Origin of the sequence: Stenotrophomonas sp. SAU14A_NAIMI4_5, assembly GCF_003086795.1 — a bacterium.
Classification (GTDB): Bacteria; Pseudomonadota; Gammaproteobacteria; order Xanthomonadales; family Xanthomonadaceae; genus Stenotrophomonas.
In genome coordinates this window covers 4,088,936-4,115,889 of the sequence record NZ_CP026003.1, presented here as the reverse complement: position 1 = coordinate 4,115,889, position 26,954 = coordinate 4,088,936, and the positions used below count along the sequence as shown (strand labels likewise).

General features: G+C 67.7%; 22 protein-coding genes. 13 read left to right on the top strand and 9 right to left on the bottom strand.

Translation table 11 applies throughout. From position 1 onward, the window contains the following. Positions 1–14: 14 nt before the first annotated feature. Complete coding sequence (locus C1925_RS18795) at positions 15–527, top strand: hypothetical protein (protein WP_108770220.1); 513 nt, start codon at positions 15–17, stop codon at positions 525–527. Between the two features lie 66 nt (positions 528–593). On the opposite strand, the gene C1925_RS18790 is transcribed toward C1925_RS18795, so the two are convergent. After that, a complete protein-coding gene (locus C1925_RS18790) occupies positions 594–1,367 on the bottom strand; it encodes a hypothetical protein (protein WP_200753009.1) in 774 nt (257 codons plus the stop codon). Between the two features lie 66 nt (positions 1,368–1,433). Continuing rightward, the gene (locus C1925_RS21060; protein ID WP_159097571.1) at positions 1,434–1,790 is read right to left on the bottom strand and encodes a hypothetical protein; all 357 of its coding nucleotides are present in this window, start codon (positions 1,788–1,790) and stop codon (positions 1,434–1,436) included. A 22-nt stretch (positions 1,791–1,812) separates the two neighbouring features. Between C1925_RS21060 and C1925_RS21490 the strand changes: the two genes are divergently transcribed. The 8 genes from C1925_RS21490 (at position 1,813) to C1925_RS18750 (ending at position 9,886) form a co-directional block, all read left to right on the top strand. Continuing rightward, on the top strand, positions 1,813–1,938 hold the full coding sequence (locus C1925_RS21490) for a hypothetical protein (RefSeq protein ID WP_267912602.1): 126 nt from the start codon (positions 1,813–1,815) through the stop codon (positions 1,936–1,938). A 196-nt stretch (positions 1,939–2,134) separates the two neighbouring features. Next, positions 2,135–4,357 (top strand): NADP-dependent isocitrate dehydrogenase, encoded by a 2,223-nt coding sequence (locus C1925_RS18780; RefSeq protein ID WP_108770219.1) that lies wholly within the window; start codon positions 2,135–2,137, stop codon positions 4,355–4,357. Between the two features lie 333 nt (positions 4,358–4,690). Beyond that, the gene (locus tag C1925_RS18775) at positions 4,691–5,635 is read left to right on the top strand and encodes a hypothetical protein (RefSeq protein WP_108770218.1); all 945 of its coding nucleotides are present in this window, start codon (positions 4,691–4,693) and stop codon (positions 5,633–5,635) included. Then, positions 5,628–6,176, top strand: coding sequence for an ATP/GTP-binding protein (locus C1925_RS18770; protein WP_108770217.1), 549 nt, complete (start codon positions 5,628–5,630; stop codon positions 6,174–6,176). Before C1925_RS18775 ends, C1925_RS18770 begins: the two co-directional genes overlap by 8 nt. Beyond that, positions 6,169–6,585, top strand: coding sequence for a roadblock/LC7 domain-containing protein (locus tag C1925_RS18765; RefSeq protein ID WP_108770216.1), 417 nt, complete (start codon positions 6,169–6,171; stop codon positions 6,583–6,585). The genes C1925_RS18770 and C1925_RS18765 overlap by 8 nt, the downstream gene beginning before the upstream one ends. Positions 6,586–6,639: 54 nt before the next feature. Then, positions 6,640–6,999, top strand: a complete 360-nt coding sequence (locus C1925_RS18760) for a hypothetical protein (RefSeq protein WP_108770215.1) — start codon at positions 6,640–6,642, stop codon at positions 6,997–6,999. A 206-nt stretch (positions 7,000–7,205) separates the two neighbouring features. Next, a complete protein-coding gene (aceK, locus tag C1925_RS18755; RefSeq protein WP_108770214.1) occupies positions 7,206–8,936 on the top strand; it encodes a bifunctional isocitrate dehydrogenase kinase/phosphatase in 1,731 nt (576 codons plus the stop codon). A gap of 71 nt (positions 8,937–9,007) precedes the next feature. Next, positions 9,008–9,886, top strand: a complete 879-nt coding sequence (locus C1925_RS18750) for an energy transducer TonB (protein ID WP_108770213.1) — start codon at positions 9,008–9,010, stop codon at positions 9,884–9,886. Between the two features lie 48 nt (positions 9,887–9,934). Here the strand turns inward: C1925_RS18750 and C1925_RS18745 are convergent, their stop codons facing one another. The 5 genes from C1925_RS18745 to C1925_RS18730 all read right to left on the bottom strand — a co-directional run bounded on the left by C1925_RS18745 (position 9,935) and on the right by C1925_RS18730 (position 17,255). Then, positions 9,935–11,509 carry a sensor domain-containing diguanylate cyclase gene (locus C1925_RS18745; RefSeq protein WP_108770212.1) on the bottom strand — a complete coding sequence of 525 codons (1,575 nt, stop codon included), beginning with the start codon at positions 11,507–11,509 and terminating at the stop codon, positions 9,935–9,937. Positions 11,510–11,616: 107 nt separating this feature from the next. Next, complete coding sequence (locus C1925_RS18740; RefSeq protein WP_108770211.1) at positions 11,617–12,633, bottom strand: cupin-like domain-containing protein; 1,017 nt, start codon at positions 12,631–12,633, stop codon at positions 11,617–11,619. 62 nt (positions 12,634–12,695) lie between these two features. Further along, on the bottom strand, positions 12,696–15,683 hold the full coding sequence (locus C1925_RS18735; protein ID WP_108770210.1) for a TonB-dependent receptor: 2,988 nt from the start codon (positions 15,681–15,683) through the stop codon (positions 12,696–12,698). A gap of 100 nt (positions 15,684–15,783) precedes the next feature. Further along, positions 15,784–16,053 (bottom strand): hypothetical protein, encoded by a 270-nt coding sequence (locus C1925_RS21055; RefSeq protein ID WP_159097570.1) that lies wholly within the window; start codon positions 16,051–16,053, stop codon positions 15,784–15,786. A gap of 194 nt (positions 16,054–16,247) precedes the next feature. Then, positions 16,248–17,255, bottom strand: coding sequence for a LacI family DNA-binding transcriptional regulator (locus C1925_RS18730; protein ID WP_108770209.1), 1,008 nt, complete (start codon positions 17,253–17,255; stop codon positions 16,248–16,250). Positions 17,256–17,596: 341 nt separating this feature from the next. On the opposite strand from C1925_RS18730, the gene C1925_RS18725 reads away from it, so the two are divergent. Both C1925_RS18725 and C1925_RS18720 read left to right on the top strand, forming a co-directional pair. Next, the gene (locus C1925_RS18725) at positions 17,597–20,128 is read left to right on the top strand and encodes a glycoside hydrolase family 3 protein (protein ID WP_108770208.1); all 2,532 of its coding nucleotides are present in this window, start codon (positions 17,597–17,599) and stop codon (positions 20,126–20,128) included. Between the two features lie 139 nt (positions 20,129–20,267). Then, a complete protein-coding gene (locus C1925_RS18720) occupies positions 20,268–21,335 on the top strand; it encodes a hypothetical protein (protein ID WP_159097569.1) in 1,068 nt (355 codons plus the stop codon). Between the two features lie 131 nt (positions 21,336–21,466). Here the strand turns inward: C1925_RS18720 and rho are convergent, their stop codons facing one another. Both rho and trxA read right to left on the bottom strand, forming a co-directional pair. Then, positions 21,467–23,221 carry a transcription termination factor Rho gene (gene rho / locus C1925_RS18715; protein WP_108770206.1) on the bottom strand — a complete coding sequence of 585 codons (1,755 nt, stop codon included), beginning with the start codon at positions 23,219–23,221 and terminating at the stop codon, positions 21,467–21,469. 227 nt (positions 23,222–23,448) lie between these two features. After that, positions 23,449–23,778 carry a thioredoxin gene (gene trxA, locus C1925_RS18710; protein WP_025878607.1) on the bottom strand — a complete coding sequence of 110 codons (330 nt, stop codon included), beginning with the start codon at positions 23,776–23,778 and terminating at the stop codon, positions 23,449–23,451. Between the two features lie 523 nt (positions 23,779–24,301). Between trxA and rhlB the strand changes: the two genes are divergently transcribed. Next, on the top strand, positions 24,302–26,029 hold the full coding sequence (rhlB, locus tag C1925_RS18705) for an ATP-dependent RNA helicase RhlB (RefSeq protein WP_108770205.1): 1,728 nt from the start codon (positions 24,302–24,304) through the stop codon (positions 26,027–26,029). A 237-nt stretch (positions 26,030–26,266) separates the two neighbouring features. Continuing rightward, entirely contained in the window at positions 26,267–26,953 is a 687-nt protein-coding gene (ftsE, locus tag C1925_RS18700) for a cell division ATP-binding protein FtsE (RefSeq protein WP_079223801.1), read from the top strand. Position 26,954 lies beyond the last annotated feature (1 nt).

Sequence of the window (26,954 nt, the reverse complement as noted above, 5' to 3'; positions counted from 1 at the left end):
CGAGGAACACCCGAATGATCAAGACCAGCCCGCTCCAGACCGCCCTGATCGCCGCCCTGCTGGGCAGCGTTGCCTTGGTCGGTTGCAAGAAGAAAGAAGAGTCCACTGACAACAATGCGGCCCCGGCGGCGACCACCCCGGCCGAGCCTGCACCGGCGCCGATGACCGGCGCGCCGCCGCCGATGGCCGAGGCCGCCGCTGCGGTCAACGTTTCTTCGGTGACCGTGGGCAAGACTGCAGCTGCCGACAAGTCGGTGGCACCGGCAGCGCTGTTCGCGCCGAAGGACGATGTGATCGTCTCGGTCCGCAGTGACGGCGCGGCCAGCAACGTGAGCATCGGTGCCAAGCTGACCTTCCAGGATGGCCAGGTGGCGGGCGAGCAGAGCGACACGCTGAACGCCAGCGGTGCCGAAACGACCAACATCACGTTCAAGAACGCCAATGGCTGGCCGGCGGGCAAGTACCGCGCAGAGGTCATGGTTGATGGCAAGGCGGCAGGAACGCCGCAGGAGTTCGAGGTCAAGTAAGTCCCGCCGACTCTCTCCCGGTTGGACTCACGATCGACGCAGCCGCGAGGCTGCGTCTTTTTTACATCAGGCGCGGGCCGGCGCGTCCTGCGCCGTCGCTTGGCGGGCGTTGTCGGCAACCTGTTGCTGCTGGGCCGACTCCTGCGCGCGCGCCGCGAACGCCTGGCCCTCTGGCGATGCCTGCACATCACGCATCGCGGTGGCCAGGCTTTCACCGCCTTCACGTGCACCGGCCAGCAGAGCGTCGGCGTTGCCCCGGGCCGGCGGCTGATCGCCCTGGGTCGAGGTCAACGGCGGGTACTTCGGATCCTGCAGCTTCTCGATCTCGGCCGGGGTGGCCATTCGGTTGTCCAGGCCCGGCTCGATCACACCGCCGAAATCGTGCACCTTCACCCCCATGATCTCGCCCAGGGTGCGGTAGGCGGAGTTGCTGTTGACCGTATCCCCGAACACCTTGAAGCCGTAGTTCGGGTAGTTCAGGTCCTTTTCGTTCAAGGTGTCCTTGGCCGCCACGGCCGCGTTCCAGCGGCCCATCACTTCTTCCTTGCTGCCGGTCAGCGCGGTGTGATGCTGCTGGCCTTCCTTGATGTAGCTTTCCGACGTGGGCTTGGCACCGTGTTCGGCGGCGATATCCTTGTCGTGGGCGAAGTGCCACACGCGCAGGGAATGCTTCTTCTCGTCCGTGCCGATCGGAATCGCGCGCTGGGTTTCGCGGTCGGTGGCCAGGCCATGCAGTTCGGCCAGGGCTTTGCCCTGCGGGTCGCGCAGGACCCAGAAATCGTGGCTGGCGATACCGGCGACCCGTAGCGATCGGGCTTCAATGGAATATCCGTCTGGCATTGCATCATCTCCTTGATGGGGTCCATGCAGGCATCCCACGTGCCTGCTTCGTGTTCAGCGCTGCCCTCAGGGGGCAGCCAGGCAATGGGTGAAACCTTCCTCGAAGGTCTTCAGGCCCGCCTGGACACCCTGGTCGACGTAGTAGGCCCCGGCGCCACGCAGGCGCAGCGCCACCTTGCCGGCCGCCGCGTCGTGCTGCAGGTGCAGGCGGAACCCGGAAATGTTGTCTTCGGGGAAGTTGCCGGTTTCAAGCACCCCGTCCGGCACGTCTTCGCGGGTGACCTTGTGGTCCCACAGGGCATCGTCCTCGCCCAGTTGCGCCAAACGCTGCCGGGCGCATTCGAAAACCTTCGGGGTGGGCGTCTGCGGGGCAATGTGCAGCGTTGCAGACGCTTCGGGAACCGCATGAGCGGGTTCAGACATCGCGCATCCTCCTGATGCAAGCATGATCAACAACAACGTGGTGGCCGTTGGCAGCCGTGGTTTGAACATGACGACAATCCTGTTTCGTCCAATCATTGCGACTATAAGGCCCTGGCAGGTTAAGGAAACATCAGCAACGGCCCGCTGACCGGCCGCTGCACCCTGCGGCCGCAGTACCCGGGCGTATGGCATGGCTTTGCCCCGCGCGGCTGAAAACGCGACAATGCAGGGGTTTCCCCATCGCGCGCCCACCCTGACGGCGGCGGGGAAAGTGACACGGTTGCACGTGGCACGGCGCCTGCGCCGGCCTTCCCCTGAGAACTGCTACAGAGTCCAAGTCCCCCATGTCCAAGATCCTCTACACGCTGACCGACGAAGCACCGTTCCTGGCTACCCAGTCGCTGCTGCCGATCGTCGACGCCTACACCGCCACCGCCGGTATTGTGGTGGAAACCCGTGACATCTCGCTGTCCGGCCGCATCCTGTCGCAGTTCCCGGAACTGCTCAGCGACGCGCAGAAGGTCAGCGACGACCTGGCCGAGCTGGGCCAGCTGGCGACCACCCCGGACGCCAACATCATCAAGCTGCCGAACATCTCCGCTTCGGTGCCGCAGCTGAAGGCGGCCATCAAGGAACTGCAGGACCAGGGCTACCCGCTGCCGGCTTACCCGGAAACCCCGGCCGACGACCAGCAGCGCGACTACAAGGCGCGCTATGACAAGGTCAAGGGCAGCGCGGTGAACCCGGTGCTGCGCGAAGGCAACTCCGACCGCCGTGCACCGCTGTCGGTGAAGAACTACGCACGCAAGCACCCGCATCGCATGGGCGCCTGGGCGTCGGATTCGAAGTCGCACGTCGCGCACATGGCCGCCGGTGATTTCTACGGCAGCGAGAAGTCGGCCACCCTGGCCAACGCCGGTTCGCTGAAGATCACCTTCCACGGCAAGGACGGCAGCGCCGTCGTGCTGAAGGAAAAGACCGCGGTCAAGGCCGGCGAGATCGTCGATGCCGCGGTGATGAGCCGCAAGGCGCTGGCCGCCTTCATCGGTGAGCAGATCGCCGATGCCAAGGCCCAGGGCGTGCTGTTCTCGCTGCACCTGAAGGCGACCATGATGAAGGTCTCCGACCCGATCATGTTCGGCGTGGCCGTCAACGAGTTCTACAAGGACGTGCTGGCCAAGCACGCCGACGTGCTGAAGCAGGCCGGTTTCGATGCCAACAACGGCATCGGTGATCTGGCCGCGCGCCTGCCGTCGCTGCCGGAAGCCACCCGCGCCGCGATCGAAGCCGACCTGGCCGCCGAGTACGCACAGCGTCCGGGCGTGGCCATGGTCAACTCGGACAAGGGCATCACCAACCTGCACGTGCCGAGCGACGTCATCGTCGACGCCTCGATGCCGGCGATGATCCGCGACTCCGGCAAGATGTGGAATGCCGAAGGCAAGCTGCAGGACACCAAGGCCGTCATCCCCGACCGTTGCTACGCCGGCGTGTACCAAGCCGTCATCGACGACTGCAAGGCCAACGGTGCCTTCAACCCGGCCACCATGGGCTCGGTGCCGAACGTCGGCCTGATGGCGCAGAAGGCCGAAGAGTACGGCTCGCACGACAAGACCTTCCAGATCACCGCCGACGGCGTGGTCAAGGTCACCGACGAGGCCGGCACCGTGGTGTTCGAGCACGCCGTGGAAGCCGGTGACATCTGGCGCATGTGCCAGACCAAGGACGCGCCGATCCAGGACTGGGTGAAGCTGGCCGTCGAACGTGCCCGCCTGAGCAGCACCCCGGCCGTGTTCTGGCTGGATGCCGGCCGCGCCCACGACGCTCAGGTCATCGCCAAGGTCGAGCAGTATCTGAAGGACCACGACACCAACGGCCTGGACATCCGCATCCTGCCGCCGGTGGAAGCGACCGCCTTCTCGCTGGACCGCATCCGTAAGGGTGAGGACACCATCTCGGTGACCGGCAACGTGCTGCGCGACTACCTGACCGACCTGTTCCCGATCATGGAGCTGGGCACCAGCGCCAAGATGCTGTCGATCGTGCCGCTGATGGCCGGTGGTGGCCTGTTCGAGACCGGTGCCGGTGGTTCGGCCCCGAAGCACGTGCAGCAGTTCGTCGAAGAGGACTACCTGCGCTGGGATTCGCTGGGTGAATTCCTGGCCCTGGCCGCGTCGCTGGAGCACCTGGGCAACCGCTACGACAACGCTGCCGCCCGCGTGCTGGCCAAGGCGCTGGACGAAGCCAACGGCCAGTTCCTGGACAACGACAAGTCGCCGTCGCGCAAGTTGGGTGGCATCGACAACCGCGGCAGCCACTTCTACATCGCGCTGTACTGGGCCCAGGCCCTGGCCGCGCAGGATGAAGACGCCGCACTGAAGGCCCGCTTCGCCCCGCTGGCCAAGGCACTGACCGACAATGAGCAGACCATCGTCGATGAGCTGGCCGCGGTGCAGGGCAAGGCCGTGGACATCGGTGGCTACTACCGTCCGGATGTGGCCAAGGCCAGCAAGGCCATGCGCCCGAGCGCGACCTTCAACACCGCGCTGGAGCAGCTGCGCGGCTGATCCATCGCCCGCAGGACGTGAAATCGAAACCCGCGCTTCGGCGCGGGTTTCTTTTTGTCCGGAGCGAGGGGTCAGAGCCCTTCTGCACGCAGAAGGGATCTGACCCCTTGCTGCCCCGGGGTCGGATCCCTCTGCCCTGCAGAGGGCTCTGACCCCAATCCCCGGAACCGTCAAAACGGCATGAAACTTGCCCGCGATGGCCGTCGCAGAACCCATAAACACGTGCCTGCAGCCGCCATCGATCTGAGCAGTCGATCACGACGGACGCGCGCGGCGATGCCCTAGCCTTGGCGACGCGAGACCGCCGGGGAGGCGGTCGCCCGGGGAACACGGATGGCACGCGTGCTGGTGGTGGGAACCGATCTCCAGGGCGAACAGGCCCTGCTGCAGCGGCTGCGCGTGGCCTCGGCCCTGCCCGATGGACAGGTGTGCCGCAGCCAGGACCTCGACGACTGCGACCTGCTGGTGGTCCGCGATACGCCCGCGCTGCGCAACGCCGCGCTGCGCATGCGCGAGCAGCGGCCGCGGCTGCAGTGCTGGATCGAGGGCAGCGGTGGCCAGCTGCGCGAAGGCCATGGCCGCCAGGACGTCCTCGACGATGGGGCCATCGGCCGCGCGCTGCGGGGCATGCAGGGCAGCGCCGAACCCGCACCCATCCGCCTGGCCGACGGCGCCCACGCCATCACCCGCCTGCTGCGCGAGCGCCTGCCGCTGCGCCAGGGCCACGCGCTGCTGGGCGAACGCGGTCAGCCGCTGCTGCTGCTGGATCTGGAGCAGGACCAGGCGGTGCTGCTGCAGGAGCCGGCCGCCGTGCTGGTGGAGCGCCTGGCCCAGGGCTTCGAACATCTGTACCTGGACGCACTGACGGCGCCGCAGTTCCAGCTGCTGGCCGGCAACCGCGCGCGCCAGCCGCTGCGCCCGCTGCTGTGGCAATGGGCGCAGCGCAGCCGCCACTGGCAGGCGCTGGACGAGCGCCTGCGCAGTGCGGCGGTGAAGCTGCTGCGCTGGCCCGACTTCCGCGTGCTCGGCCACGACCATGATGGGTTCCGCCTGTGCTCGCTGCTGCTCAAGCGCGCGTGCACGGTGGACGAGTGCGCGATGCTGCTGGAACTGCCGCCGGCCGCCGTGCGCGACTTCATCCATGCCGCCTACCTGTGCGGCTACGCGCAGCTGCAGAATGCCGCGCCGGTGCCCGTGGCCGCGCGCGGCAGCGGCGCCGACCATGGCCTGCTCGCCCGCCTCTGGCGCAGCCTGCGCGGGAGCGAGCGCGATGCGTGAGCACAAGGTGGTGGTGCTGGGCGGCATGGGCAGCGGCAAGTCGACCCTGGTGCGCAGCATCGCGGCCGGTGCGGTCATCGATACCGACGTCGCCAACAGCGACCGCGCGGGAGCGGACAAGGCCTCGACCACGGTCGCCCTGGATTACGCCGACATCGACCTGCCCAACGGCGAGCGCCTGCGCCTTTACGGCACGCCGGGCCAGCAGCGCTTCGACTTCCTGTGGCCGATCCTGCTGCAGGGCGCGCGTGGCGCGGTGCTGCTGCTGGACGCGCGCCGCGCCGGCCTCGCCGCCGAACTCGATGCCTACCTGCAGGCGCTGCGGCCGTTCGCCGGCACGCTGGCGCTGGTGGTGGCGGTGACCCACCTGGACCAGATTCCCGACGCACAGCTGGACGACTGGGCCAACCGCGCCTGCCTGGACGACCAGCCGTTGCCGCTGCTGCCGATCGATGCGCGTGACCGCGCGCAGGGCCTGCTGCTGATGGATGTGCTGATGAGTGAAATGGAAGCGCACGCACTGGTGGCCCTGCATGGCTGACGGACAGGTGGCGACGCTGCCCGACGCCGGCCAGCGCGAGCGCCTGCAGCCGCTGCTGCAGGACCTGCAGCGGCGCGTGGAGGGGGTCCGCACGGTGGTGCTGGCCAGTGTCGATGGTTTCGCCCTGGTCAGCGCCGGTGCTGATGGCCGCAGCGAGCGGCTGGCGGCGATGACCAGCGCGATGCTGGCCTTGGCCGCAGCGGTGGGCCGCGAACTGGCGCTGGGCGACCTGCAGACGCTGATGCTGGAAGCACTGGGCGGCAAGGTGCTGATGCTGGCGATCCAGAGCGAAGGCCGCGCACCGCTGCTGCTGATGGCCGCCTGCGACCAGCGCAGCGTGATCGGCCAGGTGCTGTGGCAGAGCAGGGAATGTGGCCAGGCGATCCTGGCCGAACTCAGCGGATCGTGAGCCCGGCCGCAGGGGAACGAGGGGCTCGAACCAACACCGACAAGGGGATACGACGTGGCTGGACTGACTGAATCGCTGAATGCACTGATGGGCATCGATGGCGCGCAGGCCGTGGCGCTGGTCGACTACGAGAGCGGCATGCTGCTGGGCGAGGCGGGCGCCGGCATGGACATGGAAGTAGCGGCCGCGGGCAACACCGAAGTGATCCGCGCGAAGATGAAGACGGCCGCGTCGCTCAATCTCAACGACAGCATCGAGGACATCCTCATCTCGCTGGGCAAGGCGTACCACATCATGCGGCCGGTGGCGAAGAAGAAGGGGCTGTTCTTCTACATCGTGCTGGACCGCGCGAAGAGCAACCTCGCCCTGGCCCGGCGCAAGGTGCAGGACGTGGAGTCCGAGCTGGCGATCTGAGCCACCGGCTGTTGTAGAGCCGAGCCCATGCTCGGCTGCTTGTGCTCCCGCCCTTTCGTAGAGTCGAGCTTGCTCGACTTCTGCCAGAAGCAGTCGAGCAAGCTCGACTCTACCGACGCGCCAAGGCAGCCGAGCATGGGCTCGGCTCTACACAAGCTACCCCACGCCGGCGTATGGTGGATGCCCGTCTCCCTGCCGAGCCGTGCATGTCCCAGCCTGACATCGCCGTCGACCTGGCACCGCGCATCGCCGTGGCCATCCGCGATGGCTTCGAGGACTACCACGGCCGCTTCGCGGCGATCACCGCGCGGGCGCGGCTGCGCTTCGAGCAGCGCGACTGGGCGGCTGCACGGCAGGATGCGGTCGAGCGCATCGCCCTGTACGACCTGTGCATCGCCGAACGGATGGACGCGCTGCGGCGCATGGCCGGCGACGCGATTGGCGTGCGCGCGCTGTGGCTGCAGGTGCACGCGCACTACAGCGCGCTGCTGCAGGGGCTGATCGACGCCGAACTGTACAAGACTTTCTACAACACCCTGGCGCGGCGCCTGTTCGCCACCCGCGGGGTCGATCCGGCGCTGGAATTCATCGCCTTCGACATCGAACCGTCCGATGCGATCACCCACCCGGTGGCCCGCCACACCTATGCGGTGTCGCCCACGCGCCCGGTGGAGGCCCTGCAGCGGGTGCTGGCCGATTACCGCTTCGACGTGCCTTACGCACACCAGCTGCGCTGCGCGGCCGCCATCGCCATCCGCCTGCAGGATGACCTCGCCCACTGGGGCGATACGCCGGTGCGCAGCATCGAGCTGCTCGACACCGTGTTCTATCGCGAGCGTCGCGCCTACCTGGTCGGCCGCGTGTTCGGCGAACACCGTTTCTCGCCCTGCATCATCGCCCTGGTCAACGACGAGCACGGCCTGCGCGCCGATGCGGTACTGACCCGGCGCCGCGATGTCGCCCACCTGTTCGGTGTCTCGCGCAGCTATTTCCAGGCCAACCTGGCCACCGTCGGCGATGCCGTGGTGTTCCTGCGCAGCCTGCTGCCGGGCAAGCCGATCGACGAGATCTACACCGTGCTCGGCCGCGCCAAGCAGGGCAAGACGGAGCGCTACCGCACCTTCTTCCGCCATTTCAACGAACACCCGCACGAACAACTGGTGCATGCTGAGGGCACGCCGGGCATGGTCATGGCGGTGTTCACCCTGCCCAGCTACCCGCTGGTGTTCAAGCTGATCCGCGACCGCTTCGCGTGGCCCAAGGCGATGTCGCGCCAGCAGGTGGAAGAGAAGTACGCGCTGGTGTTCAACCTGGACCGCGTCGGCCGCCTGCTCGATGCCCAGCCCTACCGCCACCTGCGCTTCCCGCGCGCGCGCTTCGCCCCGGCGCTGCTGGACGAGCTGCTGCAGCAGTGCGCGCAGAGCGTGCGCGTGCAGGGCGACGAGATCGAGATCGCCCTGTGCTACGTGCAGCGCCGCTTCCGCCCGTTGAACCTGTACCTGCGCGAGCAGGGTGCGCCGGCCGTGCGCGCGGCCGTGCTGGACTACGCGCAGGCGATCACCGACATGGCCCGCAACAACATCTTCCCCGGCGACATGCTGCCGAAGAATTTCGGCGTGTCGCGCCATGGTCGCGCCGTGTTCTACGACTACGACGAGCTGTGCCTGGTCAGCGACTGCGTGTTCCGCGCCTGGCCTCAGCCGCGTACGCCGGAAGAGGCACTCGCCGACGAGCCATGGTTCCATGTGGGGCCGCGTGACGTTTTTCCCGAGCGCTTCGGTCCATTCATGGGCCTGCCGGCGCAGGAGCTGGCGGCGGTGCGTGAACACTACCGCCACCTGTTCGATCCCGCATGGTGGCAGGGCCTGCAGGCCCGTTTCGCCAGTGCTGACTACCCCGACACACCGCCGTACGCCGCCGACCATCGGCTGGCGTGATCGCCGGGCCGTAACGCACCGCCGGGCGACCTGGGGTAGGCTTCGTACCTCATGCACAAGGAGTGAGTGTTATGCGATCTTCCCTTTTCCTGGCCCTGACCCTGACCCTGGCCCTCGGTGGCGGCGCGGCCTGCATCGGCACCGCCGATGCGCAGACCGCACGTGAAGTACGCAAGCAGACCGAGGCCAGCATGACGCTCAGTGGCGTCATCGACATCGGCCGCGATGGCCAGATCGAAGGCTTCCAGCTCGACCACCGCGAGAAGGTTGCCGAAGACGTGGCGACGATGGTCGACGGCACGGTCAAGGCGTGGCGTTTCGAGCCGGTGCTGGTCGATGGCCAGCCGGTGCGTGCGCGTACCACCGTCCAGCTGCGCCTGCTGGCGGACAACCTGGCCGGCAACACCATGCAGGTCCGCGTGACCGACGCGAACTTCGACAAGGTCCGCGACGAGAACAACCTCGGCAGCGACGACATCCGCGCGGTGAGCATGCGCCCGCCGGTGTATCCGGAAAAGGCAGCCTCGATCCGCGGCCAGGGCGTGGTGCTGCTGCTGGTCAAGATCGGCCGTGATGGCAAGGTTGCCGACGTGATTGCCGAACGGACCAACCTGACCTCGGTCGGTCCTGGTCGCACCATGGACATGCTGCGGGACGTGCTGGCCAAGGCCAGCGTCAAGACCGCGCGCACCTGGACCTTCAATCCGCCGACGACCGGCAAGGACAAGGACGCCGAGTTCTGGACCGTGCGGGTTCCCGTCCATTACGCCTTCGACTCGAAGAAGGAGCGCTACGGCCGCTGGTCGGCCTACATCCCGGGCCCGCGCCAGCAGGCACCGTGGAAGACCGGCGAAGACGCGAATGCCAGCGGCTCCGACCTGCTGCCCGAAGGCGGCGTCTACATGGTCGGCCGCAAGGACGGCCCGCGCCTGCTGACGCCGCTGGGCTGACCGACGCGGCCACAGCGCCAGGCATGGCCTGGCGCGCCCGCGCACGGATCAATCCGCGTGCGGGTAGACCACCACGCGGTTGCGGCCCTGTTCCTTGGCCAGGTACAGGGCCTTGTCGGCCAGTCGCAACGCCTGCTCCACGTCGGCATGGAACGTGGGGAAATGGGCCACGCCCAGCGACACGGTGATGTGGCCGACCGGTGCGAACGGCTGCCCGGCAATCGCCTGGCGCAGGCGCTCGGCGGTCTGCTGCGCCGCCGCCACGCTGACGCCCGGCAGCAGCACCAGGAATTCCTCGCCACCGGCGCGGCACAGCACGTCGGTCTCGCGCGAATGGCGGCGCATCTGCTCGGCGATGTGGACGATGGCGGCATCGCCGACATCATGGCCGTGGCCGTCGTTGATCGCCTTGAAACGGTCGATGTCCAGCGCCACGATCGCGAACGGCACGCCCTGCGCCTGCAGCATCTCCAGCGCGTTCTGCAGGCCGCGGCGGTTCAGCAGCCCGGTCATCGGGTCGGTCCGGCTGGCGCGGTTGAGCGTGCCGATGCGGTCCTGCAGCGCATTGAAGCTGTACAGCACCGCCTGCTTCAGCTGCGCCACTTCGAAGTACCACGCACGGATGCCGGTGACATGGTTGATCGCGTTGCCGGTGTCTTCGCCTTCCTGCACGTTGCGCGCCAGCTGCCACAGCGGCATCGAGATGCGCCTGGCGAACCACCAGGTGATCAGCAGCGAGAGCACGCCCAGCGGGATCGCGTTCCAGATGACCGAGGTCATCAACCGCGACAGCGGCTGCAGGGTCGCTTCGGTCGGGCGCTGGGCGATGATGCCCCAGCCGGTGGCCGGCACCGGGGCATAGCCGGACAGCTGTGCCACGCCATGGTTGTTGACCAGCTGCTGGCTGCCGGAATGGCCGCGCATCACCGCCTTTACCGCCGGGTTGTCCAGCGCGTAGGTGCCCACTTCCTTCGGATTGTTGTGGTAGATGATGCGGCCGTTGTGGTCGACCACGTACAGGTAGGAACCATCGCGGTAATAGTGCTTGCCCAGCAGCGTATGCAGCGCGCTGCGCTGGCGCAGGTACAGGGTGCCGCTGACGTAGCCCAGGTAGGCGCCCTGGCGGTCGAAGATGGGGTGCGACAGCGAGATCAGCAGCTTGCCCGTCGCCGACTGGTAGGGATCGCTGATCATCGGCTGGCGACGCGCCAGCGCCTGGTTGTTGCCGAAGCTCTTCAGCACTTCGCCCTGCAGCTGCAGGGTCTGCGGCGAGGTGGCGATGACCAGGCCGCTGGCATTGACCACCAGCGACGAGTTGAAGCTGCTGGACTGCAGCTGCAGGCGGCTGGCTTCATCCTGGGCGTGGCCGGCATCCAGGCCGCTTTCGCCGAGGCGGGTGGCGGCGTAGGCCAGCTGCTGCTGCGCGGAGAGCAGGAAGGTCTGCGTCGTGTCGGCCAGCTTGCTGGTGTACACGCGGTTGGCTTCCAGGGTGTTGCCCACCAGCTGGTCGCGCTGCACGCGGTAGCTGGCCAGCAGCGTGTTGCCGAGGGCGATGAGCGTACTCAGCAGGGCCAGACCAAGAATCAGCTTGCCCAGGTTGAGGCGGTTGGAGATCGGTGGCATGCGGCGACTGCGCCCACTGCTGCGGCGGCGCAGCCGGGCACGAACGGTGGGGGAGCCGCCATTATGGACACATTCGCCTGCCCCGGGGAAAGTACGGTGACCCGGTGTCAGCGTTGCAGGCGTCGCCGCAGCGTATCGCGCACGCGTTCGGCGCCGGCCGCATCCAGCGGCGCCAGCACGCCCTGCGCATCGGGCGGCACGTGCGCGGCCGTGTGCACGCCGGCGTCGAAGACATAGTGGTCAAGCATCGTGCGCCAGTGCGCGCGCTGTTCCGGCGGCAGGTCGCGCAGGGCGAGGATGGCCAGCATCAGCGCGTTCATCGGTGAATCCATCCAGGCCGGCACCGGTCGCCACCAGCTGTTGACCAGCACGTTGAACGCTTCCAGGCCTTCCATGTGGTGCCACCACAGCGAGGGAATGAACACCGCGTCGCCGGGCTCCAGCTCGGCCACCTGTGCCTGCGCCCACGCCTGCGCGAAGCGCGGGAAGCGCTGCAGGTCCGGCGCATGGAAATCGACGAGGCTGATCGCCTGACCGGCCGGGGTGAAGTCCAGCGGCCCGACGTACAGGTTGTCGATCTGCTCCGGTGCGAACAGGGTGACGCGGCGGCGGCCGGCCGCCACGCAGGCCAGGTTGTCCGGCACGTCCTGGTGGGCGGCGATGCGCGAACGGTTGCCGATCCAGATGCTGGCCAGCGGATCGGCCACGCCGAGGTGCAGCGGATTGGCCCGGCTGAAACCCGGCAGGAAGCTGTCCAGCGTGGTCGACGCCACATAGATGGAGGGCGGCGCGGGATCGCTGGCGTACTTCAGCAGCGTGGCCAGCACCACCTTCAGCGGAATCTGCTCGCGGCGGAAATTGAAGCCGCTCATGTCGTCGTTGTAGAACAACCGGCCCCGCGTGTCGGGTGCGGCGGTGGTCGCGGTCACCGGCATCTGCCCATGGTCGAAGCTGGCCAGGTGGGCCACCGCCTCGGCGGCGGATCGGCGCGCGGCCATCACCAGCGGCCAGTGCGCCACCAGCCCACGGATCACCTTCGGCGTGGTCCAGGTGGGCAGCTGCACGTGCAGCTGCGCCGGGTCCAGGCCGTGGATCTCTTCGATGGGGCGGGGCAGAGGCAACATGCGCGGGTATCCGGGGCAGTGTGGAGCCGAGCCTGGGCTCGGCTCCACACTACTGCAGCCGGTCAGAACTTGTAACGCACGCCGAACATGTAGCGCGGGCCGGTCTGGGTCGCGTAGCGCAGCATGTTGGTGTGGCGCGAGTAGGTGCGCATGGTCTCGTCGGTCAGGTTGATCGCTTCCAGGCTCAGGCTCAGCTGCTCGCTCACCGCGTAGCTAATGTTCAGATCGAGCTGGCCGTAGGCGGCGGTGTAGTTCGGGTTCGGGCCCTGGCCACCGATGCCGTTGAGGAACTTGTCGCGCCAGTTGTAGGCCGCACGGATCTGCCACGAGTTCTTGTCGTAGAACGCAACCAGGTTGGCCGAGTCGCTCAGGCCGATCATCGGGTACTGGTCACCCAGGCTGAGGTTGTTGAACGTCAGCCCCGACTTCACCTTGGTGTAGTTGGCAGCCAGGCCGAAACCGGACTGGCCGAACAGGTGCTGCACCGCCACTTCCCAGCCATCGAGGTGGTCCGAGTGCTGGTTGGCCGGCACGGTGATGTCGAAGCCGGCGATCGGATCGGTCGGCAGGCCTTCGATGGTGCCGGTCAGCTGGCCGGCCGAATTGACGCCGGTGAAGTTCACGCCCGGATCGCCGGCATGGTTGGTGAAGATGTAATCGCGGATGCAGGGCATGTCGGTGCCACCACACGAGGCCAGTGCCTCGTTCCAGTAGGCGCCGCCGACCGGCGTGTGCAGGTTGCCGCTGTTCTCGCGCACCACGGTGTCGCTGATGAAGTTCTTGATGTTCTTGCGGAAGAAGCCGGCCGACGCGTAGCTGGCCTCACCGTAGTACCACTCCAGCGAGAGGTCGAAGTTGTCCGAGATCAGCGGCTCCAGGCTGGGGTTGCCGCGGCTGCCGCTGCCACCCTGGGTGCGCACGATGTCGGCCAGCGACTGGCCGCTCTGGATCTGCGTCCAGCTCGGGCGGCCCAGCGTGCGGCTGTAGCTGCCGCGCAGTGCCAGCGATTCGCTCAGGTCCAGCTTCAGGTCGACGTTGGGCAGCACGTAGTCGTACTTGCCGCGGCCGCCGATGAAGCTGCTCTCCGGCGCGTAGACGATGTTCAGTTCGTTGGCCGAGCCCCAGCTGATGCCCGTCGGCACACGCACCATCGCGCTGGATTCCACTTCGGTCTGCTCGTAGCGCACGCCGGCCGCCACGTGCAGCGGAATCGACCAGTCGAAGGTGGTGCGGTACTGCAGGTAGGCGCTGCGGGTCTTCTCGGTGGTGCGGATGTCTTCGGAGTACTCGGTCGGCGCGTAGTAGCAGGTCGGGCAGGCCGGGTCGGAGGCGGTACCGACCTGTGCGGCACGGTCGATCAGGCGGTCGAAGTCGAACACCAGGAACTGGCCGGTCAGGCGCGGATCGCTGTGCCCTGAGAAGGCCTTGAAGTACTTGGCCATGTTGTCCGCGTACCAGATGTCATCGGCATAGTCGGACGGCGAACCCAGGCCGCCCCAGGTATTGCGCTGCATGATGGCCGAGGCCGAGCGGTTCTCCACCTGGGTGTGGCCGACGCCGAAGTCAAGCGCCGAGTAGTCGGCGAAGCGGAACGTACCGCGGCCCTGGTACTGCTGCACCTTGGATTTGTTGTAGCTGTTCTGGAATACCGAACCGGTGACCAGCGCATCGGACGCCTGCACGCCGCCCGGCGGCAGGGCGATGTTGATGATCGGCAGGTCACCGCTGTAGTCGACGGTGGTGGTGCCGCGCACGAAGGCGGCCACGCCGAGCACGCCGGCCGAACCGTACGGGCTGTCCGGCTGCGATTCGGCCTGCGAGTTGTGCGCGTCGAACGACAGGTCCAGCGCGTCGTTCACTTCCCAGTCCACATTGAAGCCGAGCGAGTGCATGTCGGTCTTGGTGGCCAGCCGCGCGCCGCCCATCGACACGTCCGAGTTGGTCATGTCCTCGCTGTAGATGATCGGCGCCGACACCGGGCCATTGGTCCAGATGCTGTCGCCCGGGCCGTAGTTGAACCACACCGACAGTTCGCTGCGCTGCTGCTGCACCTTGTTCTCGACATAGGTGTAGTCCAGCGTGGTGGTGATGTTGTCGGCCGGCTTCCACTGGAAGGTGGCCTGCGCGTTGGTACGCTGGCGCTGCACGCCGTTGACGTTGTACGCGGTGTTCTGCGGCCGCGCATACACATCGTTCGGGCCCGGCCGGTTGGTGATGCGGTCCGAATAGCCCTGGCCCGGCTGCGGCAGGGCGCGCCAGTCGGTGGCTTCGTTGCCGTAGAACGTGGCCCAACCCTCGGCCACGGTGGCCTGGTTGAAGCCGGAGTCGCGCTCCTGGTGGCTGGCACTGAGCGACACGCCGAAGCGGTCGTCGGCATAGCGCTGGCTGAAGATGCCCGACAGCTCGCCGGTGACGTTGGAACCCTGCAGCGTGCGCGGCAGGTTGTCGTTGGACGAATCGTTGACCGCCTTCAGGCCGAGGCTGATCACCGGCTCCGACTCCAGCGGGCGCAGCGTCTTGATGTTGATGGTGGCGCCGATGCCGCCGGCCGGATTGTCGGCGCGGCTGGTCTTGTAGACCTCCACCGCCGAAATCGATTCGGAAGCGAGGTTGGCGAAGTCGAACGAGCGCGAGCCGTTGAGGCCACCACCGCCGTTGCCGAGATTGGACGCCGGCATCTGCCGGCCGTTCAAAAGCACCAGGTTGTAGTCGGGGCCGATGCCGCGCACGGTCACCTTCGAGCCTTCGCCGCTGGAGGTGCGGTCGATCGACACGCCGCTGATGCGCTGCAGAGACTCGGCCAGGTTGGTATCGGGGAACTTGCCGATGTCCTCGGCGACGATGCCATCGACCACGCCCTGGCTGTCGCGCTTGAGGTTCATCGACGACTGCAGGCTGCCGCGGATGCCGGTGACCTGCACCGTATCGAGCGTGGCCGGGTCGGGTGTCTCGCCGGCAGGTGCGTCCTGCGCCCAGGCCGGTGCAGCAAGCGCTGCGAGCAGCGCGGAAGTGAGCATCGTCTTGCGAGGTACTGCCTTGTACGTCTTCATGGAAGCTCCCTCCCCAGGGAATTCGGTGGTGTCGTTGCGGCGTTGTCTCGATCGCGGGTTACTGCATGTGGCCGGATTGGAGCGACGGTTGACAGCGTTGTCAACAAACTGCCATCAAGTGCACCTGATCGGCGCCGGAGTGGGTTGTCATGTAAACGTTGCCATGAACGCGCTCATGCTGATGAATTCCCTTTGTCTGCGGGATTTTCAGCGGTTTTCCAGCAATGACAGCGCTGCCAATGGATCGGTGGAGTTGAGTTGTGCGGTGCAGAACAAAACTGCGCGGATGTCGTTGTGCAGTGGTGGAACGCAGCCGTTGTAGTGCACTGACAGCGCTGGACAAATGGAGCAGACAGCGGATGTCGTGCATGTCCGCTTGATGGCTTGAATCAATGACCGGGAGGACAGGTTCTGGACATGGGAACGACCGCCCGCGGACAACGCGTGTACGGTGCTGGGCACGCACAGTCACTTCATCGCGCACGGCGAAGCGGCGGCCGCCCGCGTGCGCATGGATGCGAGGAAAACCGCAACGGACGCGTCGGTCCGCTGCAGCAGGGAGCGTCAGCGCCGGCGTGGTGCCGCGGTCGATTCGCGATCCAGCACCGCGTGCTCGACGGTGATCATGCGTCCGGCCGTCTCGGCGCGGATGTGCTCGATCAGCTGCTCGGTCGCCAGTCGGCCCATGTGCGCGGTCGGCTGGCGCACCGTGGTCAGCGCGGGATAGATGTGGCCGGCGATCGGCGTGTCGTCGAAGCCGCATACCGAGAGGTCGCGCGGCACGCGCAGGCCACGCTCGCCCGCCACGCGGTACACCGCGGCCGCCATGTCGTCGTTGGCGGCGAAGATCGCCGTCGGCGGGTCTTCCAGGTCAAGCAGGGTGTTGGCGGCGTCCACGCCGGATTCGAACGAGAACTGGCCGCTGACCACCAGTTCCGGGTCGTAGGCGATGCCCGCCTCGCGCAGCGCCTGGCGGTAACCGGCGTGGCGCCACTGGCAGGCACCGTGCGCGCGCGGGCCCTTGATGTGGCCGATGCGGCGATGGCCCTGCGCGACCAGGTGGCCGATCAGTTCGACCACGGCGGTGGTTTCATCCATGCGCACGCCGATGCGGCCTTCCGGGTGGCGTGGCGCGATGCAGGCGAAGGGGATGTCCTGTTCTTCCAGGTACGACAGCACCACCTCGTCGTCGGTCAGCGGCGGGATCAGCACCACGCCGTCCGGGCGCGAATTCTCGAACAGCGCGGCCAGGTCGGGCAGGGTGCGGCGGCCGGTGCCGACCGGGCCCAGGATCAGGTTGTAGTGCTGCGCATGGCAGGCTTCCAGCATCCCGCTCTGGATTTCCATCAGGTAGTTGCGCGAGGGATTGTTGTAGACCAGCGCCAGTGCATACGAGCGCTGCCCGGCCAGGCTGCGCGCCGACAGGTTGGGCTTGTAGCCCAGCCGCGCTACCGCCGCCAGCACGCGTTCGCGGGTCTGCTCGCGCACGTTCGGCTCATGGTTGAGCACGCGCGACACGGTCTTGATCGAAACCCCTGCAACGGCGGCGACATCCTCGATTCGACTGCGCATGATGCGATGGTTCCTCCTGGAAGACGGCGGGCACGCGGCGATGGTAGTGCGTGCTGGCCCGGTCGGTGTTGCCGAAGCAGGCGGATGTTGCCACGACATGAGGGGCGCTGGCACGTCCCGATTTCGTGTCGCGATGCAGCACCCACGCACTGCGCTGGCATGTCGATGATGCGCCAGGCCCCGTGGTTGCGGGACGGCGGGCACGTTGCCCGCGAACAACGATTGACAGCAGCGGGGTCGCCTTATATGACAGCGCTGTCAGGAGCGGTGCGCAAGCGCCCATGCCGGCGTGCGGTCGCAGACACGCGTGCCAGGAACTTCATCCACGGAGGTAGAGCCCAGTGAATCGCCCCACCCAGACCCTTCTTGCCAGCTGCCTGCTGGCCGCCCTTGCCGCGCCCGTCGGTGCCGCACCGGCCAGCGGTGAACGCCTGCAGGACTGGCCGCGCGTGCACAGCGCGATCACCACCGATGCGCAGATCGAAAGCCGCGTGCAGCAGATCCTTTCGCAGATGACGTTGGCGCAGAAGATCGGGCAGATGACCCAGGCCGAGATCAAGACGATCACGCCCGAGCAGGTGCGCCGCTACTACATCGGTTCGGTGCTCAACGGCGGCGGCTCGTGGCCGGGCATGGACAAGCACGCCAGCGTGCAGGACTGGCTGAAGCTGGCGGACGCCTACCACGCCGCCTCGCTGGCCACCGATGCGAAGACGCCGGTGCCGGTGATCTGGGGCACCGATGCGGTACATGGCCACAACAACGTGCTGGGCGCCACCCTGTTCCCGCACAACATCGGCCTGGGCGCGGCCGGTGATCCGGAACTGATCGAACGCATCGGCGAAGCGACCGCACGCTCGGTGCGCGCCACCGGCATCGGCTGGGTGTTCGCGCCCACCCTGGCCGTCGCCCACGACCCGCGCTGGGGCCGCACCTACGAAAGCTATTCGTCCGACCCGGCGGTGATCCGCAGCTTCGCCCATGCCTACGTCAAGGGCGCGCAGGGCGCGTTCAAGGATGACGGCAACGTGATCACCACCGCCAAGCACTACCTCGGCGATGGCGCCACCGACAGCGGCCGTGACCAGGGCGAAGCGCTGGTCGACAAGGCGACGATGGTCAACGTGCATGCGCAGGGCTACTACGGTGCACTGGCCGAAGGCGCGCAGACGGTGATGGCCTCGTTCAGCAGCTGGAACGATCGTGCCGCCGGCGTCGACTACGGCAAGATGCACGGCAGCAAGGCGCTGCTGACCGACGCGCTGAAGGACAAGATGGGCTTCGACGGCTTCGTCGTCTCCGACTGGAACGGCATCGCCCAGGTGCCCGGCTGCCGCAACGACAGCTGCGCGCAGGCGATCAACGCCGGCATCGACATGGTGATGGTGCCCGACGACTGGAAGGCCTTCATCGACAACACCACCGCGCAGGTGCAGAAGGGCGAGATCCCGATGGCGCGCATCGACGATGCGGTGACGCGCATCCTGCGGGTGAAGCTGCGCGCTGGTCTGTTCGAGCACAAGCCGTCCGACAGCCGCTACGCCGGCGATGCCACGGCCGTGCAGCACCGCGAGCTGGCGCGCCGCGCGGTGCGCGAATCGCTGGTGCTGCTGAAGAACGACAACAAGGTGCTGCCGCTGCGCCGCGATGCGCGCGTGCTGGTGGTCGGCAAGGGCGCCGACAACATCGGCGACCAGTCCGGTGGCTGGTCGCTGACCTGGCAGGGTACCGAGAACAAGAACGCCGATTTCCCCAACGCCGATTCGGTGCTGGGTGCGCTGCGCGCCGAACTGGGTACGGACAAGGTCAGCTTCAGCGCCGATGGCCAGGGCATCGACCCGAAGGCGTTCGACGTGGTGCTGGCGGTGATCGGCGAGACCCCGTATGCGGAAACCAACGGCGACATCCTCGCCTCGGATACCGTGAGCCACAGCCGTGCCTACCCGCAGGACCTAGCCGCACTGAAGGCCGCCGCTGCGACCGGCAAGCCGGTGGTCACGGTCTACATGTCCGGCCGCCCGATGTACACCAACGACCTGCTCAACCTGTCCAGCGCCTTCGTCGCGGCCTGGCTGCCGGGCACCGAAGGCAAGGGCGTGACCGACGTGCTGGTGGCCGGCAAGGGTGGCAAGCCCGTGCACGACTTCCGCGGCCGCCTCAGCTTCCCGTGGCCGGGCGTGCCGTGTCCAGCACCGATCGACCAGCCCGATGCGAAGAAGCCATCGCTGTTCGCGCTCGGCTATGGCCTGAGCTACGCCAAGGGTGGCAAGGTCGCGAGGCTTGACGAAGCCGACCCGGACAGCTGCGGCGAAGTGACCGTGCTGCCGATCTTCAACCGTGCCGACACGCCGCCGTTCGCGCTGCACGTGGCGGCAGCGGGTGCGACCCAGCCGCTGGGCAGCGACCTCAACGCCACCCTGCGCTGGCCCACCGCCAAGCCGGTGGTGCAGGTGCGCACCGTGCAGGTGAACACCCAGCAGGACGCCAAGGAAGTGACCTGGCTGGCCCCGGCCCAGCTGATCGCACGCAGCACCTCGCGACGCAACCTCGGCGCCCTGGCGCGCAGCAACGGCGCGCTGCAGTTCGACGTGCAGCTGGTGAAGCGCCCGGCCTCGCCGGTGAGGGTGACCATGCAATGCGGCAGTGGCTGCGAGGGCGGGGTGGACATCGCCCCGCTGCTGGCCAAGCTGTCGCCCGGGCAGAAGCAGACGGTGACCGTGCCGCTGGCGTGCTTCGCCAGGCAGGGTGTTGCCCTGGGCGCGGTGGAAGCGCCGTTCGTGGTGACTGCCGACACGCCGTTCGCGGCTGCGTTCACCCAGGTCAAGCTGACCGCCAACACGGCCCATGCCGAAGGTGCTGTGGCCTGCCCGTAAGCCACGCGGTTGCGCCGGGTGGTGCCCGGCGAGCGGAGCAAAGCTTGATGTCGTTCCGTCCACGTGTCCTGGTGCGCCGTTACACTGGCGCACCAGGAAGCGATCCGCGTGTCGTGCGGATCCACAGACAAGGACGACCATGCGCCGTTTACTCCAGAGCGTGAGGCTGCAGCCTCATGGTTCCACCATCGATGTCACGTGCGTCGACGACGCACGCGCGCTGCTTGAGCTGGTGCGGCAGGGCGCCTACGCGCAGGCCTCGGCGGTGATGGCCGATCTCCACGAAGGCAGCCAGGTGGATTTCTACGCCTACCTCGGCAAGCAGGTGCAGGCGCCTGCACTCGCCGCGCAATGGCACGCACACGAGCCCGATTCCATCGATGCCGCATTGCTGCTGGCCTTTGCCGAGCTGGGCGAAGGCTGGCGCCTGCGCGGCGAAACCTACTTTCATGAAATCCCTGAAGCGCGCCGGCGCGCCTTCCCGCTGAAGTTCCAGGCCGCGCAGCGGCTTTTCAAGGCGCTGGCCGAGCGTGCGGACGCACCGCCCCTGGCGTTCTATGGCCTGCTGCACTGTGACGTGGTGTGCGACATCGAACGTGAGGCGCGCAGCGAGCGCTTCGCGCAGGTGATGGCGCTGGCGCCGTACCACGCGCCCTCGGTCTACGTGCTGGCCAAGGCCAGCATGGAAAAGTGGGACGGCAGTGACGAGGAGATGTGGGCGTACCTGCGCTGGATCAGCGACCACGCCCCGCGCGGCCGCGATGCCCATGCGGCGATCGCGGCGCACGTGGTGGAATGGACCTACCCGTGGATGGACGAGTGCGATGCGCCGCTGGAGATCGTCGGGGTGGTGCGTACCGCCAACGTGCCCGGCCTGGCCGACCTGGTGCGCAAGGCGCTGCTGGACTGGCTGGACGTGCAGCCCGCCGGCCTGGAGCGCGCGCTGGCGGCCTGCACCTCATCGCGTGAGCGCCGCCATCGCGCCGAGTTCGCCCTGGCCCTCTACCTCGCCGGTGCCTGGGACGAGGCGCGCGTGGTGATGAAGGCGCAGGGCGGCAAGGTACCGGTCGAGCCGTGGTGCTACCTGGCCTATCGCGGCAGCAGCATGCTCAGCGAAATGCTGGGCGGCACGCTGCGCTGTGCCGGCCTGGCCCACGACCGTATCTGCCGTGACCTCGGCCTGGACCCGCGCGAGGTCTGCGCGTAGAGGCCTGCCGCCGGGCATGGCCCGGCGCTACCGGTAGATGCATGCCGCCGGGCGCCACGAGTAGATCCACGCCATGCGTGGATGAGCCATCCCGAAGGCAAAAAAAAGCCCCGCAGTGCGGGGCTTTTTTCTTATCGCTTCATGGAACCGAAGAACTCGTCGTTGGACTTGGTGTTCTTCATCTTGTCCAGCAGGAATTCCATCGCGGCCATTTCATCCATCGGATGCAGCAGCTTGCGCAGGATCCAGATCTTCTGCAGCAGTTCCGGTTCGATCAGCAGGTCTTCGCGGCGGGTGCCCGAACGGTTGATGTCGATGGCCGGGAACACGCGCTTTTCAGCGATGCGACGGCTCAGGTGCACTTCGCTGTTGCCGGTGCCCTTGAACTCTTCGTAGATCACCTCGTCCATCTTCGAGCCGGTGTCGACCAGCGCGGTGGCGATGATGGTCAGGCTGCCGCCTTCTTCCACGTTGCGCGCGGCACCGAAGAAGCGCTTCGGGCGATGCAGGGCGTTGGCGTCGACACCACCGGTCAGCACCTTGCCCGAGCTCGGCACCACGTTGTTGTAGGCGCGGGCCAGGCGGGTGATGGAGTCCAGCAGGATCACCACGTCCTTCTTGTGCTCGACCAGGCGCTTGGCACGCTCGATGACCATTTCGGCCACCTGCACGTGGCGCGCGGCCGGCTCGTCGAAGGTCGAGCTGATGACCTCGCCGCGCACGGTGCGCTGCATTTCGGTCACTTCTTCCGGGCGCTCGTCGATCAGCAGCACGATCAGGTGCACGTCCGGGTGGTTGGTGGTGATGGCCGTGGCCACCTGCTGCATCATCATCGTCTTGCCGGCCTTCGGCTGGGAAACGATGAGCGAGCGCTGGCCCTTGCCCTGCGGCGCCATCAGGTCGAGGATGCGGCCGGTGATGTCTTCCGACGAACCGTTGCCGCGCTCCAGGGTGAAGCGGCGACGCGGGAACAGCGGGGTCAGGTTCTCGAACAGCACCTTGTTCTTCGACGCTTCGATCGGCTCACCGTTGATGGTGTCGACGATGTTCAGCGCGAAGTAGCGCTCGCCGTCCTTCGGGAAGCGGATGCGGCCGGAGATGTGGTCGCCGGTGCGCAGGTTGAAGCGGCGGATCTGGCTGGGCGAGATGTAGGTGTCGTCCGGGCCGGCCAGGTAGCTGGCCTCGGCCGCGCGCAGGAAGCCGAAGCCGTCGGGCAGGATTTCCAGCACGCCGTCGGCGGCGACGCCGTCACCGTGGCGGGTCAGCACCTTCAGCAGGGCGAAGATGACGTCCTGCTTGCGGGCGCGGGCGACGCCTTCGGAGATCTGCAGCTGCTCGGCGATTTCCAGCAGCTTCTGCGCCGGCATGCGCTTGAGGTCGCTCAGCGAGTAGACCGGGAAGCCTTCCGGCACGTTGGCGTGCGGGCGCGGCACGAAGGGCTGCTGCTCGCCGCCGTCCTGCGGCATGCCGTCATCGCGGCCACGGCCACCACGGTCGCGGTCGCGACGGTTGCGGAAGCGGTCGCGGCGGTTGCCCTGGCCCTGCTGGCCGTTCTGGCCACCCTGGTTGTAGGGGTTGTTGTTCTGGCCCTGGCCTTGGTTCTGGCCACCGCCCTGGTGGTTCTGCTGGCGCTGGCCGGATTCGCGGCCTTCGCCACCTTCACCGCCGCCGGCGGCGGGGGCTTCAGCGGCAGGCGCGCTCGGCGCGGGGGCGGCTGCGGCCGGTGCCGGCGCTTCGGGCGCGGCTGCCAGCGGCAGGGTCGGCTGCGCGGGGGCAGCGCTGGTTTCGGCGGCGGCCGGAGCGGCTGCCTTGCTCACGCGGGGCTTGCGCACGCGCTTTTCGGCGGGCGCATCGGCGCTGCCGGTTTCGGGAGTGTTATCGGACAAGAGCGTTATTCCTCGCTTGAAGGTGCGAGCGCCCGGCTGGGGCGGCGAACGTTGGGAATGGGTCTGGAAGAAACTGCGTCCAGAGGGTGCGGCACGCGAACGCGGCCGGATATGCCGACACTATCATCGGCCAGCGGCGCCGTGCAAGGGTCACCGGGAACTGCATTCATGTGGGCGCGGGGCGCCCAGCGGCAGCCGCGGTCAGCGGCTGCCGTGGAACAGCAGGATCAGGCCAGGGCCTTGTCCAGCAGGCCGGCCAGCTGGGCCTTGCCCACCGCACCGATCTGCTCGCCGACCTTTTCGCCGTCCTTGAACACGACCAGGTACGGGATCGAACGCACGTGGTACTTGGCGGCCAGCGCACGGTTGTTGTCGACGTTGACCTTGGCGATCTTGGCGCGGCCCTGGTAGGCGTCGGCCAGTTCGTCCAGCGCGGGGGCGATCATCTTGCAGGGGCCACACCACTCGGCCCAGAAATCGACCAGCACCGGTTCCTTGGAATTCAGCACGGCGCTATCAAAGTCGGCATCGCCGACGTGTACAACCTTGTCGCTCATCTTGGTTTCTCGTCTTGGATTGCACCCGGCCAGGCCGGAGGTGGGTGAACTGGGCCATGCCCGGTGGCGCGACCCTCGTCGTTGCCTCGCGGCGGTCTGCCGCGGTGCGTTCGGCGGGATGCCTGGACGCTCACGGCCGGCAGTGTACCCCTATCGCGCGGCGGGGACAGTTGCTGGCTGGAACCCAGCGTATCGTGATCGTGTCCCAGCCCGGTATGTGTCGGATTTCACTGTCTTCGAGAACATGGGGGTGGCACCGCGGCGGGGCCAGTGGCCCTGGCGGGGCCGTTCAAGTGGCGTGCGGCTGGGTGAAGGGCGGGTAGGGGCCTTGCGTCTCCGGGTTCGGTGAGACGGGTGGTTCCGGTTTGCCGGCCCGAGTGCGTTAAACTGGGGCATTGTGCGGCGTGCGGACCGGGTGGTCCCAGCCTGCCAACCCGCCGCAGGGGACGCAGTTTGCGACGGTTCCCCTAGACGCTGAAGTGCCAGCCGCCCCGTGGGCCGGCGGCCATACCAAGACGGACACATGAGCGACAAACCGCTGACCGATTTGACCTTCTCCTCCTTCGAGCTGCATCCGGCCCTGCAGGCTGGTCTTGAAGGAGCCGGATTCACCCGCTGCACCCCGATCCAGGCGCTGACCCTGCCGGTCGCGCTGCCCGGCGGTGATGTGGCCGGCCAGGCGCAGACCGGCACCGGCAAGACGCTGGCCTTCCTGGTCGCTGTCGTGAACCGCCTGCTGACGCGTCCGGCCCTGGCCGACCGCAAGCCGGAAGATCCGCGCGCGCTCATCCTGGCCCCGACCCGTGAACTGGCCATCCAGATCCACAAGGATGCGGTGAAGTTCGGTTCCGACCTGGGCCTGCGTTTCGCCCTGGTCTACGGCGGCGTTGATTACGACAAGCAGCGCGAGCTGCTGCAGCAGGGCGTGGACGTCATCATCGCCACCCCGGGCCGCCTGATCGACTACGTGAAGCAGCACAAGGTGGTCTCGCTGCACGCCTGCGAGATCTGCGTGCTGGACGAAGCCGACCGCATGTTCGACCTGGGCTTCATCAAGGACATCCGCTTCCTGCTGCGCCGCATGCCGGAGCGCACCACCCGCCAGACCCTGCTGTTCAGCGCCACCCTCAGCCACCGCGTGCTGGAGCTGGCCTACGAGCACATGAACGAGCCGCAGAAGCTGGTGGTCGAAGCCGAGACCATCACCGCCGCGCGCGTGCGCCAGCGCATCTACTTCCCGGCCGATGACGAGAAGATCCCGCTGCTGCTGGGCCTGCTGTCGCGCAGCGAAGGCGCGCGCACCATGGTCTTCGTCAACACCAAGGTGTTCGTCGAGCGCGTGGCCCGTTCGCTGGAAAAGGCTGGCTACCGCGTCGGCGTGCTGTCCGGCGACGTGCCGCAGAAGAAGCGCGAGAGCCTGCTCAACCGCTTCCAGAAGGGCCAGCTGGAAATCCTGGTGGCCACCGACGTGGCCGCCCGCGGCCTGCACATCGACGGCATCAAGTACGTCTACAACTACGACCTGCCGTTCGACGCCGAAGACTACGTGCACCGCATCGGCCGTACCGCGCGCCTGGGCGAAGAGGGTGATGCGATCAGCTTCGCCTGCGAGCGCTACGCGATGGGCCTGCCGGACATCGAGGCGTACATCGAGCAGAAGATTCCGTCCGAGCCGGTCACCAAGGAACTGATGACCCCGTTGCCGCGCCCGGAACGCCCGGCCCCGGCCGAAGGCGAGGAAGGCGACGACAACGAAAGCGTCGGCCAGATCTTCCGCGAAGCGCGCGAAGCCCGTGCCGCCGAGGAAGAGCGTCGTGGCGGTGGCCGTAGCGGCGGCCGTTCCGGCAGCGGCGGTGGTGGCCGTGGTGGTCGCGACGGTGAGCGCAGCGGCGAACGCCGTTCGCGTGGCCCGCGCAAGCCGCGCGTGGAAGGCGAGCAGGCTGCTGCCGCGCCGGCCGCCGGTGCCGAAGGCGCCGCTGCCCAGGCCCCGCGTCCGCCGCGCCCGCCGCGTGCCGAAGGCGCGCCGGAAGGTGCCGCCGATGGCGAGCACAAGACGCGCAAGCGTCGTCGTCGCCGCCACGGCCGTCCGGTCGAAGGTGCCGAGGGTGCGCAGAACACCGCCGGCAATGGCGCCAGCCCGGTCACCCCGGTGCAGGTGGTGGCCAAGCCGGTGCGTACGGCCGCCGACACGGGTGATTCGTTCCTGACCCGCATCGGCCGCAAGATCCGCCGGATGCTGTCGGGCAACTGATCGGCGCTGCCGATCAGCGGGTAGCACCCGACCGTTGGTCGGGTGGCTTTAACGGCGTGCCGACCAACGGTCGGCACCCACCACCAACGGTCGGCACCCACCACCAACGGTCGGCACCCACCGCACCGGACCGGTAGCGCCCGACCGTTGGTCGGGCGGCTTTGAGGGTGTGCGAAAAATCCGCCGGGCATGGCCCGGCGCTACCGATCCGTCGCGCGGCTCCTGCATAATCGGGGCATGAGTGTCCTGCGCTTCGACAATGTCAGCAAACAGTACGCCGGTGGCCACGAAGCCCTGACCGATGTCAGCTTCGAAGTAGCCCCCGGCGAAATGCTGTTCGTCACCGGCCATTCCGGGGCGGGCAAAAGCACCCTGCTCAAGTTGATCCACTTGGACGAGCGGCCCAGCCGAGGCGCCGTGGTGTTCGACGAGCGCAACCTGCTGAAGGTGCGCGGCGGTGACATCCCGCGCCACCGGCGCGCGGTCGGTGCGGTCTACCAGGACCACCGCCTGCTGATGGACCGCTCCATCGCCGAGAACGTGGCCCTGCCGCTGATCCTGCGCGGCACCCGCCGCGGCGACATCGCCAAGCGCGTGCGCTCGGTGCTGGAACGCATGGGTTTGGGCCACCGCGAGAAGGCGCTGCCCTCGCAGCTGTCGGCCGGTGAGCAGCAGCGCGTGGGCATCGCCCGCGCGATCGTGGGCGAACCCAAGCTGCTGGTGGCCGATGAGCCGACCGGCAACCTCGACCCGACCCTGGCGGCGGAGATCATGGCCCTGTTCGCCGAGCTGCCCTCGCGCGGCACCAGCGTGCTGGTGGTCAGCCATGACCTGCCGCTGCTGCGCCGCATGCGCAAGCGCGTGCTGATCCTCGACCATGGCCGGCTGGCGGACGACATCTCGCCGCAGGACCTGGCGGAGTAAC

Bases quoted from the DNA above. Each gene is read 5' to 3' on its own strand.
- C1925_RS21490 (WP_267912602.1), top strand. From the start codon at position 1,813: ATGATCAACAACAACGTGGTGGCCGTTGGCAGCCGTGGTTTGAACATG.
- C1925_RS18740 (WP_108770211.1), bottom strand. From the start codon at position 12,633: ATGTTGCCTCTGCCCCGCCCCATCGAAGAGATCCACGGCCTGGACCCG.
- aceK (WP_108770214.1), top strand. From the start codon at position 7,206: ATGTCCCAGCCTGACATCGCCGTCGACCTGGCACCGCGCATCGCCGTG.
- C1925_RS18765 (WP_108770216.1), top strand. From the start codon at position 6,169: ATGGCTGACGGACAGGTGGCGACGCTGCCCGACGCCGGCCAGCGCGAG.
- C1925_RS18720 (WP_159097569.1), top strand. From the start codon at position 20,268: ATGCGCCGTTTACTCCAGAGCGTGAGGCTGCAGCCTCATGGTTCCACC.
- C1925_RS18795 (WP_108770220.1), top strand. From the start codon at position 15: ATGATCAAGACCAGCCCGCTCCAGACCGCCCTGATCGCCGCCCTGCTG.
- rhlB (WP_108770205.1), top strand. From the start codon at position 24,302: ATGAGCGACAAACCGCTGACCGATTTGACCTTCTCCTCCTTCGAGCTG.
- C1925_RS21055 (WP_159097570.1), bottom strand. From the start codon at position 16,053: ATGCACGACATCCGCTGTCTGCTCCATTTGTCCAGCGCTGTCAGTGCA.
- C1925_RS18730 (WP_108770209.1), bottom strand. From the start codon at position 17,255: ATGCGCAGTCGAATCGAGGATGTCGCCGCCGTTGCAGGGGTTTCGATC.
- C1925_RS21060 (WP_159097571.1), bottom strand. From the start codon at position 1,790: ATGTCTGAACCCGCTCATGCGGTTCCCGAAGCGTCTGCAACGCTGCAC.
- C1925_RS18780 (WP_108770219.1), top strand. From the start codon at position 2,135: ATGTCCAAGATCCTCTACACGCTGACCGACGAAGCACCGTTCCTGGCT.
- C1925_RS18735 (WP_108770210.1), bottom strand. From the start codon at position 15,683: ATGAAGACGTACAAGGCAGTACCTCGCAAGACGATGCTCACTTCCGCG.
- C1925_RS18750 (WP_108770213.1), top strand. From the start codon at position 9,008: ATGCGATCTTCCCTTTTCCTGGCCCTGACCCTGACCCTGGCCCTCGGT.
- ftsE (WP_079223801.1), top strand. From the start codon at position 26,267: ATGAGTGTCCTGCGCTTCGACAATGTCAGCAAACAGTACGCCGGTGGC.
- C1925_RS18790 (WP_200753009.1), bottom strand. From the start codon at position 1,367: ATGCCAGACGGATATTCCATTGAAGCCCGATCGCTACGGGTCGCCGGT.
- C1925_RS18770 (WP_108770217.1), top strand. From the start codon at position 5,628: ATGCGTGAGCACAAGGTGGTGGTGCTGGGCGGCATGGGCAGCGGCAAG.
- C1925_RS18745 (WP_108770212.1), bottom strand. From the start codon at position 11,509: ATGCCACCGATCTCCAACCGCCTCAACCTGGGCAAGCTGATTCTTGGT.
- trxA (WP_025878607.1), bottom strand. From the start codon at position 23,778: ATGAGCGACAAGGTTGTACACGTCGGCGATGCCGACTTTGATAGCGCC.
- C1925_RS18775 (WP_108770218.1), top strand. From the start codon at position 4,691: ATGGCACGCGTGCTGGTGGTGGGAACCGATCTCCAGGGCGAACAGGCC.